The sequence below is a fragment of the Clostridium sp. genome, from assembly GCF_036646415.1.
Classification (GTDB): Bacteria; Bacillota; Clostridia; order Clostridiales; family Clostridiaceae; genus Clostridium_J.
Map to the genome: position 1 here is coordinate 90,912 of NZ_JAVXMF010000003.1, position 12,790 is coordinate 103,701.

General features: G+C 29.9%; 12 protein-coding genes. 5 read left to right on the forward strand and 7 right to left on the reverse strand.

All coding sequences use genetic code 11. The features are described 5' to 3' along the window. Positions 1-6: 6 nt before the first annotated feature. On the reverse strand, positions 7-939 hold the full coding sequence (locus RSD37_RS03075) for an ABC transporter permease (protein WP_346945223.1): 933 nt from the start codon (positions 937-939) through the stop codon (positions 7-9). Positions 940-1,999: 1,060 nt separating this feature from the next. Between RSD37_RS03075 and RSD37_RS03080 the strand changes: the two genes are divergently transcribed. From RSD37_RS03080 to dapB, 3 genes are all read left to right on the forward strand, one after another. Beyond that, positions 2,000-3,004, forward strand: coding sequence for an aspartate-semialdehyde dehydrogenase (locus RSD37_RS03080; RefSeq protein WP_346945224.1), 1,005 nt, complete (start codon positions 2,000-2,002; stop codon positions 3,002-3,004). A 141-nt stretch (positions 3,005-3,145) separates the two neighbouring features. Beyond that, positions 3,146-4,024 carry a 4-hydroxy-tetrahydrodipicolinate synthase gene (dapA, locus tag RSD37_RS03085; RefSeq protein WP_346945225.1) on the forward strand — a complete coding sequence of 293 codons (879 nt, stop codon included), beginning with the start codon at positions 3,146-3,148 and terminating at the stop codon, positions 4,022-4,024. A 12-nt stretch (positions 4,025-4,036) separates the two neighbouring features. After that, positions 4,037-4,789 carry a 4-hydroxy-tetrahydrodipicolinate reductase gene (dapB, locus tag RSD37_RS03090; protein WP_346945226.1) on the forward strand — a complete coding sequence of 251 codons (753 nt, stop codon included), beginning with the start codon at positions 4,037-4,039 and terminating at the stop codon, positions 4,787-4,789. Positions 4,790-4,970: 181 nt separating this feature from the next. On the opposite strand, the gene RSD37_RS03095 is transcribed toward dapB, so the two are convergent. After that, a complete protein-coding gene (locus RSD37_RS03095; RefSeq protein ID WP_346945227.1) occupies positions 4,971-6,110 on the reverse strand; it encodes an aminotransferase class I/II-fold pyridoxal phosphate-dependent enzyme in 1,140 nt (379 codons plus the stop codon). Positions 6,111-6,141: 31 nt separating this feature from the next. Further along, positions 6,142-6,681 carry a cob(I)yrinic acid a,c-diamide adenosyltransferase gene (locus RSD37_RS03100; RefSeq protein ID WP_346945228.1) on the reverse strand — a complete coding sequence of 180 codons (540 nt, stop codon included), beginning with the start codon at positions 6,679-6,681 and terminating at the stop codon, positions 6,142-6,144. 212 nt (positions 6,682-6,893) lie between these two features. Here RSD37_RS03100 and dapD point away from each other — a divergent pair, with 212 nt between their 5' ends. Further along, the gene (gene dapD, locus RSD37_RS03105) at positions 6,894-7,604 is read left to right on the forward strand and encodes a 2,3,4,5-tetrahydropyridine-2,6-dicarboxylate N-acetyltransferase (protein WP_346945229.1); all 711 of its coding nucleotides are present in this window, start codon (positions 6,894-6,896) and stop codon (positions 7,602-7,604) included. Positions 7,605-7,680: 76 nt separating this feature from the next. Here dapD and RSD37_RS03110 read toward each other — a convergent pair whose 3' ends face one another. Continuing rightward, positions 7,681-8,415, reverse strand: coding sequence for a single-stranded DNA-binding protein (locus RSD37_RS03110; protein WP_346945230.1), 735 nt, complete (start codon positions 8,413-8,415; stop codon positions 7,681-7,683). A gap of 354 nt (positions 8,416-8,769) precedes the next feature. Then, positions 8,770-9,534: a polysaccharide deacetylase family sporulation protein PdaB gene (pdaB, locus tag RSD37_RS03115; RefSeq protein ID WP_346945231.1), complete on the reverse strand. Its 765-nt coding sequence runs from the start codon at positions 9,532-9,534 to the stop codon at positions 8,770-8,772. Between the two features lie 164 nt (positions 9,535-9,698). Here pdaB and RSD37_RS03120 point away from each other — a divergent pair, with 164 nt between their 5' ends. Continuing rightward, positions 9,699-10,223, forward strand: a complete 525-nt coding sequence (locus RSD37_RS03120; protein ID WP_346945232.1) for a DUF4364 family protein — start codon at positions 9,699-9,701, stop codon at positions 10,221-10,223. A 141-nt stretch (positions 10,224-10,364) separates the two neighbouring features. On the opposite strand, the gene RSD37_RS03125 is transcribed toward RSD37_RS03120, so the two are convergent. Beyond that, the gene (locus RSD37_RS03125; RefSeq protein WP_346945233.1) at positions 10,365-11,249 is read right to left on the reverse strand and encodes a YncE family protein; all 885 of its coding nucleotides are present in this window, start codon (positions 11,247-11,249) and stop codon (positions 10,365-10,367) included. Between the two features lie 206 nt (positions 11,250-11,455). Then, on the reverse strand, positions 11,456-12,769 hold the full coding sequence (locus RSD37_RS03130) for a folylpolyglutamate synthase/dihydrofolate synthase family protein (RefSeq protein WP_346945234.1): 1,314 nt from the start codon (positions 12,767-12,769) through the stop codon (positions 11,456-11,458). Between the last annotated feature and the right edge of the window lie 21 nt (positions 12,770-12,790).

A 12,790-nucleotide genomic window follows, 5' to 3' on the forward strand; every position in this document is an offset into this window, starting at 1 on the left:
CCCCTCCTAACGCTTATCGCTTGATACCCTTATTCTAGGGTCAACTAATCCATATACAATGTCAACTAAGAATAAAGCTATAATAAGTAATGCTGATACAAATATAGCTTGCCCCATTATCATGGTGTAATCTCTATTAGTAACCGCTGATACAAAGTTCTCTCCAAGTCCTGGTACTGCAAATATACTCTCAATAACAAATGATCCTGTGAATATACCTGCAATTTGAGGTCCTAAAAGTGTTATACATGGTAAAATTGCATTTCTAATAACATGCTTAAATACTAAACTCACACTAGAAACACCCTTAGATTTAGCTGTTAAAATATAATCTTGTCCTATAACATCTAGACAGTTAGCTCTCATGTATCTAGCATAAGTTGCAATAGACCCAAAGCTAAGAGCTACAGTTGGTAATATAGTATGTTTGAACTCACCCCAACCAGTTGTTGGAAGCAATCTTAATTGAACGGTGAATGCAAATTGTAATAACGCTGCTACAACAAAGGCTGGCACTGAAATACCTAAAATCGCTATAAACATTACTACGTAATCTGGCCACTTACCTCTATTAAACGCTGCTATTATTCCCATTAGTATACCCAATGTTACACCAACTAAGATTGCTTGTCCTCCTATTCTCGCTGATATAGGAGCATGTTTTCTTATTGTTTCACCAACACTTCTACCTGGGAATGCTAAAGATTCTCCTAAATCCCCCTTCAAAGTATTCTTAACAAACAATCCATATTGTGTAATAACCGGCTCATTTAAACCATATTTAGCATAAAAGTTAGCCTTAATTTGCTCCGGAAGCTTTCTAGCCGCTACAGCTAGTGGATCTCCAGGCATAGCATGAATAAGCATAAACGTTATTGAGGCTGATATAAATAGCGTCAATAGCATATACCCAAATCTTTTTAGAGTAAATTTTAACATCATCATCCCTCCATTTTAAGTAAATACCTGCAATAAATTCCCCATCTATTGCATCTCCCCAATGTCAACCTTTTTTTACCTTGTGCATAAGACACTAATATAAATTACACCTCACCTTACCCTAAAGTTAATGAAATGTAATCTCACACTTGTACATCAGACAACGGTTTTACCCTTTATGATATCGTATACAGACTTTACTAATCCATTGATATACATATAAGAAAAACACCTTCAACATTTTTTTGTACTCTATATTTTATAGTGCCTCTAAACTTATTAAATTTAAACTTTATGAATTACTTCCCCTTACTAACACCTCCTACACTATTAATCAAACTAGTAAGGATTCATCCCTTTGACATTTCAAAAATCATTTTAAGAGTATATATGAGTTATTTTTTCAATAGTTTGCAGTTTTTAAATATTTAGAAAATTACCACAATAGCTATTCAATTGACCCAATATTGCTTCTGTAACTTTTATTGTTTTAGTAACTTTCCTTGAAATTAATTGCTACTATCAACTCTATATGCATCTTACAGATATAAATCCAATTAAAATATGACGTCAAAAGTATGAAATAAAAATAATAATAAATTCATTTTTTATAATATTAACACAGCCTTTCACAAGTTGTCAAACTATTTTAGTATCCCATTAATATTAAAAGTTTTAAATTACAACAATTTTTTTTACCTTTCCCTATATTACAATAAATTACATATCTTCTTTTTAAATATATTTCATCATTTTTTTCATTTTAATCCTATGATTTTTGTATTAACTATTATAATGGAATAAAAATTTTTTTTAAAATTCCATGATTTTACTTTTAATGTTGATCTTTAAAAATAGGTTTACTTAAATAATTCTATTATTATAAATTGCATTAAATTTAAATATTGTACTTAAATTTAAGTGTAATATTTAATTACAACTTATATATTAAATTATATTCAATCTACAAAAGTTATATATTTTATAGAAAGTGTATAACTTTATTCCCATAAGTTATATAATGTATATATATAGTATATAACTTAAATGAGGTGATATTTTGAAATATAATGTAGCTATAGTTGGTGCTACTGGAATGGTTGGAAGACAATTTATAAGTATTTTGGCTGAAAGAAATTTCCCAATAGATAATTTATATTTATTTTCGTCCTCACGTTCAGCAGGAAGTACTATAACTTTCAATGAGACCAATATTATTGTAGAAGAACTTAAAGAGGAAAATATAACTAACAAAAAAATCCATTTCGCTCTTTTTTCAGCTGGAGGAGATATAAGTTTAATTTTCGCTCCAATCTTTGCTAAAAACGGTGCTGTGGTTATCGATAATAGTAGTGCATGGAGAATGGACCCTAAGGTGCCTTTAGTTGTGCCAGAGGTAAATAGTGAAGATATAGAATGGCATAATGGTATTATCGCTAATCCTAATTGCTCTACAATTCAAGCAGTTGTTGCACTAAAACCTTTAGCTGATAAGTATGGTATTAAAAGAATTGTTTATTCCACATATCAAGCTGTTTCTGGAGCTGGTGTACAAGGATACAACGACTTAAAAGATGGAATGAATTACGTTCCACCAAAGAAATTTCAATATCCAATATCTTATAATGTAATACCGCAAATTGATGTATTCTTAGATAATGGGTATACAAAAGAAGAAATGAAGATGATTAATGAAACTCAAAAGATTCTTCATAATAATAAATTAAAGATAACAGCTACTACTGTTAGAGTTCCTGTTTTCCACGGTCACAGTGAAAGCATCAACCTTGAGCTTGAAAAAGAATTTGAACTCAATGACATCTTTACATTATTTAACGATTTCTCTGGTATAACTGTAATGGATGACATTAAGAATAATATCTACCCTATGCCTATAGATATAGAAGGAAATGATGATGTTTATATAGGTAGAATTAGACGTGATTTTAGTTTAGATAATGGACTTAATATTTGGGTTGTTGCAGATAACATTAGAAAAGGGGCCGCTCTTAATGCAGTTCAAATTGCAGAGGTTTTTGTAGAAAAGAATTTAATCAATAACTAATTTAGAGTATTAATGACCTTTTCATCTAATAAGATTTTCCAAGTAATTTATTCACTTCAAGGTTAATCTTCAATTGCCTTGAATGTACTAATTATCTATTTAAGCAAATTGAAATATTATTAAATATAAAGAGGTGTGTATATGAGTATTTTTAAAGGTTCTGGTGTTGCAATTGTAACCCCATTTAATAAAGATGGAATAAACTTCCCTAAACTAAAAGAGTTAATTGAATGGCATATAGAAAGTAAAACTGACGCCATAATAATATGTGGCACTACTGGTGAAGCTTCTACTATGACTGAATGTGAAAAGAAAGACGCAATAAAATTCACCGTAGACGCAGTTAATAAACGAATACCTGTAATTGCTGGTACTGGAAGTAATAATACTATGGCTTCTGTTGAAATGAGTAAATACGCTGAATCTGTAGGTGTAGATGGTCTTCTAGTAATTAACCCGTATTACAATAAAACCTCTGCTAAGGGATTAATTGCTCACTTTAAGATTATCGCTGAATCAGTTAAAACTCCTATAGTAGTTTATAACGTACCTTCTAGAACAGGTATGAATATAACTCCTAAGGCACTATTTGAACTTTGTCAAATGGAGAATATCGTAGCTGTAAAAGAAGCTAGCGGTAACATAAGTCAAATTGCTGAAATTAAAGCTCTTTGCAAAGATAAATTAGATATTTACTCTGGAAATGATAATGAGATACTTCCAACTCTAGCTATTGGTGGTATGGGTATAATATCTGTTATTGCAAATATAGTTCCTAAAGATGTACACGATATTTGCGAATTATTCTTCAATGGAGACATTAAAGCTTCTCAAGAATTATTCTTAAAAACTATTCCATTAACTAATGCATGTTTTTGCGAAACTAATCCTATTCCTATAAAGACTGCTTTAAACCTTATTGGAAGAGAAGTTGGCGACCTTAGACTACCATTAGTTGATATGGATACTGCTAATTTAGAGTTCTTAAAAAAAGAATTAAAAAACTACGACTTAATATAAAGGAGACTCAATATGGTAAAAGTTTTATTAGTTGGATGTAATGGAAAGATGGGTCATATGATTTCAAGTGTAGCTGCTAGTTCTTCTAATATGAAAATTGTAGCTGGAGTAGATATGCAAACTACTTGTCCCTTTGATTACCCTGTTTATGAATGTATTTCTAAAGTAGTTGAAGATGTTGATGTAGTTCTTGATTTTTCAAGACCATCAAGCCTGGATTCTATTTCTAAATATGTTATAGATACTATAACTCCAGTAGTTTTCTGTACTACCGGATATACTGAGGATCAAATTTCTCACATAAAGAATTTACAAAACTCTATTCCCGTATTCTTCTCTGCTAACATGTCTATTGGTATAAATATAGTAAATAGCATGCTAAAATCTATTAGCAATACCCTTTTTAAAGATTTTGATATCGAAATCATTGAAAAACATCATAACCAAAAGGTTGATGCACCAAGTGGAACTGCTCTACTTCTTGCAAATACTATTAAGGATTCAATAGATGAAGATACAACCTTTACATGTGGTAGAGATGGTATTGCTAAAAGAGAGCATAAAGAAATAGGAATTCACGCTATTCGTGGTGGAAATATAATTGGTGACCATGAAGTTATATTCGCTGGCAAAGGTGAAGTTATAGAAATAAAGCATTCCGCAATTTCTAGAGAAGTATTTGCTGTTGGAGCTTTAAAAGCTTGTGAATATGTTTATAACAAACCAAATGGTCTTTACTCCATGGACAATGTAGTTAATGTATAATTATTAATTAAAATTTATTCAACTTTAAATCATTTTAATTAAATACAATTCTTAAACCTGTGAAAACTGAAAGACTATGAGAATTTTTTTCTCATAGTCTTTTTGCTTTGTTTATGTTTTAACATAATATTGAAATTGAACTCCAATATTATCAACACTTACTTAAATCATAGTCTTTATCCTATATATTTTTTATCCATTGTTCCATTAAATCTAATGCTAGTTTCAATTGGTCCATACTATAGCAATAGGATATTCTTATATATCCTTCTCCACCTTTTCCAAAAGCAGAACCTGGAACTATAGCAACCTTAGCTTCTTTTAGAAGTCTCTCACAAAACTCATCGCTACTCATTCCAGTGCTTTTAATAGATGGGAATATATAAAACGCTCCCTCTGGTTTTATAGCTTTAAGACCCATGTTGATTAATCTATCATATACATAATCTCTTCTAGCCATAAGATTATTTTTTATGTGTTCAATATGGTACATAGAATTTCTCAATCCTTCTAATGCTCCATATTGGCCTATGGATGGTGCACAGGATACATTGTACTGATGCACCTTTATTATGCTCTCTAATATCCACTGTGAAGCACATACATACCCTATTCTTATTCCTGTCATAGAAAACATCTTTGAAAATCCACTAACTAATATTAACCTATCTTTCAGCTCACTATACTTTGATATAGAATTAAATTCTTCAAATATAATAGAGCTATAAATCTCATCGCTAATAATTAATACATCTTCATCCTTTAATATTTGAAAGAGTTCATTACATTCTTCCTTTGTCATTACTCTTCCTGTTGGGTTAGATGGATGGGATACAACTATTGCCTTCGGGTTTTCTTCTTTTATAAGTTTCCTAAGACTATCTAGATTTATAGATAAGTCATCATTTAACTCATAATTCACTATAAATCCTCCACATATACTTACACAGCTTTCATAGGCTGGATATGCTATGGAAGGGATTAACACCTTGTCACCTTGGTTTAGTATAGCTGTAAAGGTAGCTAGTAACCCTTCACTTCCTCCAACAGTTACACAAATTTCCTCCTTAGAGAAATCTACATCTTGAAATTGTAAGTACTTAGATATTTCTTCTCTAAGAGGCAAAATCCCAGCATTTGGAGTATATGTAGTTTTATCTTCATCAATTGCCCTTTTCATGGCATCCTTTACTTCAACAGGAATTTTAAAATCTGGTTCACCTAAGGTTAAAGATATTGCTCCTTCTACCTCCGCTACCTTATTATAAAATCTTCTTATCCCTGATATCTCTATTCCATCTATCCTATTTGACAATATCATAATCCCTTACACTTCACTTCCTATGTTTATATTAGAACTCTATTCCTTTTCTAGCTGGAACTCCTTCGTTAAAGTAATGCTTAAGATCTTTCATTTCTGTAACTAAGTTTGCCTTATTCATTATAGCTTCCGGAACATTTCTTCCAGTCATTATAAGTTCTACATTATCAGGCTTTTTATTCATAAGATTTAACAATTGCTCTTCAGTAACTAATCCATTAGATAGAGTTCCCATGATTTCATCCATAATTAAAATATCACAGTTTCCTTCTTCTAACTGTTTTAAGCAAAATCTATATGCCTCTTGTATATCTTCCTTTAATTCTAACTTTTCTTGGTCATTTAATGTCCAGAAAAACCCTCTAGGTCTTTCAAATCTGTGAATTGTAAAATACGGTGCCATAAGTTTTGCAGATTCAAGTTCACCAGTAACTCCACTCTTTAAAAATTGGACCATACAAACTCTATATTTATTTCCTGCTGCTCTTGTAGCAAGACCTACTGCCGCTGTAGTTTTACCCTTTCCGTTCCCTGTATATATTTGAATATATCCGTTTTTTAAGTTTCCCATATTTGTACCTCCTATGGTGTATTATTTTAACTTTATTATATCATTTATAAATAAAATATTCCATTATACCTTAATTATATGATATAACTATATTAGTAAATTAAGTATATTAAGTATTATATTCAAAAAGTTTTAATTTATATATTATTATATTGAGTTTTGGATAATATATAAAATAAATATACATTGCTCACTGAAAGGAGTTAAGAAACATGGATTATAACTTTACAGACCCATATGAAATTGCTCGATTTATAAAAGAGTCTAAAAAATCTACCCCTGTTAAAGCCTATATCAAAGGTGATATACAAAATTGCAACTTTGAAAATATAGATTGCTTTGGTGAAGGAAGTTTTTATGTTTTATTTGGAGATAGCGCTGACATAGGTAACTTTTTAGAGAAAAATAAAAGTAACATACATAGCTATAGACTTGAATCCGATAGAAGAAATTCTGCTATTCCAATGCTAGATACAAAGTATCTTAATGCTAGAATTGAACCAGGTGCAATCATAAGAGATAGAGTTTCCATTGGAAATAACGCTGTTATCATGATGGGGGCTGTTATCAATATTGGAGCTGAAATTGGTGATGAAACTATGGTAGATATGAATGCTGTAGTTGGTGCAAGAGGAAAACTTGGTAAAAGTGTACACCTTGGAGCTGGTGCCGTGGTAGCAGGAGTTTTAGAACCACCTAGTAAGGAACCATGCGAAATTGGAGATCATGTGCTAATTGGTGCTAATGCGGTTATTTTAGAAGGTGTTAAAATAGGTAAAAACTCAGTAGTTGCCGCTGGTGCTATTGTTACTGAAGATGTACCTGAAGATGTAGTTGTAGCAGGTTCACCTGCGAGGATAGTTAAGCATGTAGATGCAAAAACTAAAAGCAAAACTGAAATATTAGCTGATTTAAGAAAATAGTGAATTAAAAAAATATAATACCATGAGAATTAAATTCTCATGGTATATTTTATTTCTTATTATTGCATTTACCCTATTAAATAACATCCTCAATCTTAATTTCAGTAGTCTGACTTTCTGAATTTACGTTACTTACTGGAGTAATATTATCATTATCTACTCTTCCTATGACTGCTATATTGTCCCTATTTTCATCAGTAACCCTTTCCATTTTAGAAATTGAAACCTCATAGGCAACTTTTTTAATAACTTCTGTGTCTGATATCTTTTTTTGGTATTCTCTACTTTGCAATCTTCCCCAAACTCTGATATTATCTCCAACTTCTAAACTCTTACAAAATCTTGAGTTTCTTCCCCAAGCTATAGTAGGAATATAATCTGATTTATTATATAATCTATTAACAGCTAATAGCATATCTGCTATTTCCCTGCCAAATGGAGTAGTTCTATAAACAGGTGCTTTGCAAATATATCCATCTAAGAAAATTTGATTTGGATTCTTTCCTCTTTCTTCAAGTTCACGAATATCTCTTGCAAATACATTTAATATAAGTCTATTTGCACCATCAACAAACTTGTTATAAGATCTAAGTTGTCCATCTACTACAATCTCACTTCCAATGCTCACATCTATTCCTGCAATTAATCTCTCTGATACGGTAATTACTAAAGTGTCTGAAGTATCACTAAGTCTTGAAACCTCAAATTCAAAATTATAAAAGCCCTCCCCATACATTTCATGACTAAACTCTAAATCTGAAATTACTTTTCCTTCTAAGTAGATTTTGTTGTTAAACATATTATTATCCATGGTAACCCCTCTTCCCTTGGTTTTTTAGTAAAATTTACTATAATCTATATTCTTCAAAATTAAAAATATAACTATTTATAGTAAAAATCACACATTTTTTTCTTATAGTTCTATTTACATACCCCGTTTAATTAATTATAAAATAATTGTCTAAATTTTACAACATTTTTATTTATTAAATTAAAGTAATCTCATTTAATTTTTGAAATTTCAAACTTTTGTTCATATATTTTATGCATTAAATGGATTTTATACTTTATTTACTTATCTACTCTTAAATTCCACCTTAACTAATATATACATATATTCTTCCATCTAATTTCTATTGTATTTAGCTATACATAATACAAATCACTAATTTTTATTATGTATCTGCCTTCCTTCATGATCTAAGTAATAATCATCATGGTAAATTAAATCTGAAACTTTTACAAATTCATATCCCATATTTTGATATCTCTCAATAATTTTAGGTAAATTCTCCGGAGTATATTTACCATCGTTATGGAATAGTAAAATGGACCCTTCCTTAGCCTTTGATGCTACTCGCTCATACTCTACATTTGCTCCATTAGCCTTCCAATCTACACTGTCCACATCCCATTGTATAGCCTTTATTCCTAGTCCCTTAACAGTTTCTACTGATAGATTATTGTAGGATCCTGATGGGAATCTAAAAGTTTTAGGTAGTTCTCCTGTGAGTTCCATTATTTTTGCATTAGCTATTTCCACATCATTTATAATCGCTACCTTGTCCATTTTGGTGTAGTCTGAATGTTTATTAGAATGGTTTCCTATTTCATGTCCACGTTTAGCTATTTCTTTCACTTGCTCTGGATAATCATCGCACCACAATCCAATAATATAAAAAGTTGCTTTAACATTGTACTTGTCTAATATATCTAATATTTCTTTAGTCTTGTCGTCTCCCCAGTTTACATCAAAGGTTATAGACATCTTTTTTTCCGTAGTTTCTACTGAATAAATAGGTAATTTCTTATTTGAAGGTGCAAATACCTCCTTATTAAATATTCTTCCTACTAAACTTGTACAAATAGCTACAGCTAATATACCTACGGCAATTACAACTCTTAATTGAAATCTATTTATCTTTTTCATGTTCCCCCTATACTTAATCATACTTTCTATAAAATTATATTCACAATGAATAAATATATGCTACATCATATCTTCTAAAATTAATTCATTTTGACGAATTATATGTTATAATTAGATAATTAATTAATGTATATTTATATACATAGTTTAAAGGAGGGTACCTTATGTTTGATAATTCTTTGAACTTAGCAGAAAATAAACTTCTATTATTGCATATAATAGATAAAATCGACTTACCTATTTCAAATATACAACTAACAGAGATTGTACTTGAAAATAATTTTATAAACTACTTTACACTTCAAGAGTATATAGATGAACTCATCTCATCAAATCTACTTATGAAAGTAAATCATAAAGATAAGGATAGACTTGTAATCTCTGATAAAGGTAAAGAAGTCCTATCTCTATTTCAAAACAGATTATCAAGTGAATATATAAATAAACTAGATTCCTATATTAATGTTAAAATGAACGTAATAAAAAAAGAAGCTACCATATCAGCTGATTACACAATTGAAAATTCTAACAGCTACGTAGTTAGCTTAGGTGCCTCTGAAAACAACATTCCCCTTATGGAAGTAAAAATAACGGTGGCCACAAATAAACAAGCCAGAGAGTTATGTACAAAATGGAAAAACAACCCCTCTGACTTATATACTAAAATTATTAAAGTTTTAACTGAATAGAATTTATTAATATATAGGTTGTAATAAATAAACTACCTAAAATTTAAATACTATAATTAAGTTTTAGGTATAAACTTAATTACAACTTATATACATATATTAAAAATTTCTTACAAAATAACCACTGCAATTAAATGTAACCTATGCAATAATCATCCCCGTAGGTTGACCTTTCAATTGGATGATTAGTTTTTTTTGGTTATCTTCCTTATTAATTCTTATTAATAAGTTATTATAACTATCGCCCACATAAATATGCTTTTCATCACATGTTATTCCTCTTGGCATCCCACCAGTTCTTATGTTCTTTACATTTTTAAAATCTAACACATCAATAATTGATATAGTTCCATCACCATAATTAGATACATAACAATATCTCTCATCACAATACATATCGAATGGACAATTTCCAACAGATAATTTATGTATAACTTTATAACTTTTACTAGATATAACGCTTACACACCCCTTATCTGAACTTCCTGCTCTACTTTCACATACAAGTATATAATCTCCATTTAAAGTAAATAGGGCCTTTGTTGGTGCTTTCCCAACCTTTATATTCTTAATATCACATCCATATAATGAATCGAATAAGGTTATTGAATCATCCCCATTATTAGCTACAACTATTTTATTTGTAATATTACAACAATCAATACTATGAGGAGAATCACCACAAGGAATAATCTCAATTATTTCCTTTTTGTTCAAATCAAAAGTTACCACATTATTTGAATCACCACAAGCAATGTATAAATGATTTCCTAATGAACAAATATCTCTACAGTTTCTACCTAAATAATAACTACTAGACATAGAAGTTTTTAAATTAATTACAGATACAGAGCCATCATAACAATTCGAGGTAAATAATAAGCCCCCTTGCATGCATAATCCATGAGGACCTATTTTACTTCTATTAACTCCCACTAAGTTTATAATGTTTTCTACGGCAAATTCGTCAATACTCACCTTATCAACTCGGTCTTGAGTTGTATTACAAATATATAAGTGCCTCATTGGAATCCCTCCCTCACATTTATAATATGAAGAAACTCCTATTTTTGATACGAAAATATTTTATTCAACTCTTTTTTAACTATTTTCTACCTATTGCTACTTCTATATACCAATTTAAACACAGATTACTTTTGTAAAAATATTTAAATTAGCACTAATATCACCTTAAGATAATACCCCATTTACAGTGTTCTTAATTTAAACTATTAAAAATTCATATCATGATTTCTAATTATTTTTCTCATGTCTCCTACCATATAAAGAGACCCTGAAACAACTAAAAGTGTATTCTCACCACAATAAAATAATGCTCTTTCATATGCTTCTTCATAATCCATTATAGCTTCACAATTATCATTATATATATCTATCTTAGCCTTTAAGTCTTCACATAGTTCAGCTCTTTCACTATGTGGTGTAACTGCTATAATATGCTGTGCCTTAGGACATATTATATTTATCATTTCATCCACTTGTTTATCTGCCAAGATACCAATAATGAGTACAAGCTTCTCGTATTTAAAATAAGTATCTATGCTTTCTGATAATTTTTTTATTCCATCAATATTATGAGCACCATCAAGTACAACTAAGGGATTCCTTGTCATAATTTCTAATCTACCTGGCCATTTAACAGTTTTTAATCCACTTAAAATACTTTCTTTTGTAACTTTTACTCCCATATCCATAAGAGCCTCACAACTATTTATAACCACATTACAATTTTGTATTTGATGAATTCCCAAAAGAGCTAAAGAAATTTCGTATACATCTTTTTCTGTACTAACTCTTACATTTTGAATAATTCTTTTTTCATCATTTTCTTTAACTTCAACTAATGTTGCATTTTCTCTATTTACTTTTACAAGTGGAGCATTTTTTTCTTTGCAAATATTCTCTATAATATTAGAAACCGGCTTCTCTTGAGGATAAAGAATTACATTTGTATTTGCTTTTATAATTCCACCCTTTTCAAAGGCAATTTTCTCTAAAGTATCTCCTAAAATATTCATATGATCTAAACTAATAGAACCAATTATTGAAAGTTCTGGAGTTATTACATTTGTAGAATCCAACCGTCCTCCAAGTCCAACTTCTACCACAGCAAAATCAACTTGTTTTTTCATAAAGTGTAAAAAACCTGCACAAGTTATTATTTCAAACTCAGTAGGATTTCCATATCCAAGTTCTGTAACTTCAGCAACAGCCTTTGATACTTCAGTAACAATACTCGCTAAATCTTCCTTTAATATATTATTATTATTTATTTGTATTCTCTCTTCAAATTCTTCAATATAAGGAGAAATATAGCTTCCCACCTTATACCCACTATGCACTAATATATTTGTAATCATTGCAGTTGTTGACCCTTTTCCATTTGTTCCTGCAATATGTATAGTTTTTACTTTTTTATGAGGATTCCCTAATAGTTCTAATATCTTTTCAGTTCTTTCAAGACCAAGTTTACTTCCAAACTTAGCAGTGTCTTTTATATAATTAATAGCTTCAGTATAATTCATAATAAGCCTCCTGAACTCTAA

Excerpts from the sequence above, each read along its gene's own strand:
- RSD37_RS03075 (WP_346945223.1), bottom strand. The coding sequence starts at position 939 with ATGTTAAAATTTACTCTAAAAAGATTTGGGTATATGCTATTGACGCTA.
- dapD (WP_346945229.1), top strand. The coding sequence starts at position 6,894 with ATGGATTATAACTTTACAGACCCATATGAAATTGCTCGATTTATAAAA.
- dapA (WP_346945225.1), top strand. The coding sequence starts at position 3,146 with ATGAGTATTTTTAAAGGTTCTGGTGTTGCAATTGTAACCCCATTTAAT.
- RSD37_RS03095 (WP_346945227.1), bottom strand. The coding sequence starts at position 6,110 with ATGATATTGTCAAATAGGATAGATGGAATAGAGATATCAGGGATAAGA.
- RSD37_RS03120 (WP_346945232.1), top strand. The coding sequence starts at position 9,699 with ATGTTTGATAATTCTTTGAACTTAGCAGAAAATAAACTTCTATTATTG.
- RSD37_RS03110 (WP_346945230.1), bottom strand. The coding sequence starts at position 8,415 with ATGGATAATAATATGTTTAACAACAAAATCTACTTAGAAGGAAAAGTA.
- RSD37_RS03130 (WP_346945234.1), bottom strand. The coding sequence starts at position 12,769 with ATGAATTATACTGAAGCTATTAATTATATAAAAGACACTGCTAAGTTT.
- pdaB (WP_346945231.1), bottom strand. The coding sequence starts at position 9,534 with ATGAAAAAGATAAATAGATTTCAATTAAGAGTTGTAATTGCCGTAGGT.
- dapB (WP_346945226.1), top strand. The coding sequence starts at position 4,037 with ATGGTAAAAGTTTTATTAGTTGGATGTAATGGAAAGATGGGTCATATG.
- RSD37_RS03100 (WP_346945228.1), bottom strand. The coding sequence starts at position 6,681 with ATGGGAAACTTAAAAAACGGATATATTCAAATATATACAGGGAACGGA.
- RSD37_RS03125 (WP_346945233.1), bottom strand. The coding sequence starts at position 11,249 with ATGAGGCACTTATATATTTGTAATACAACTCAAGACCGAGTTGATAAG.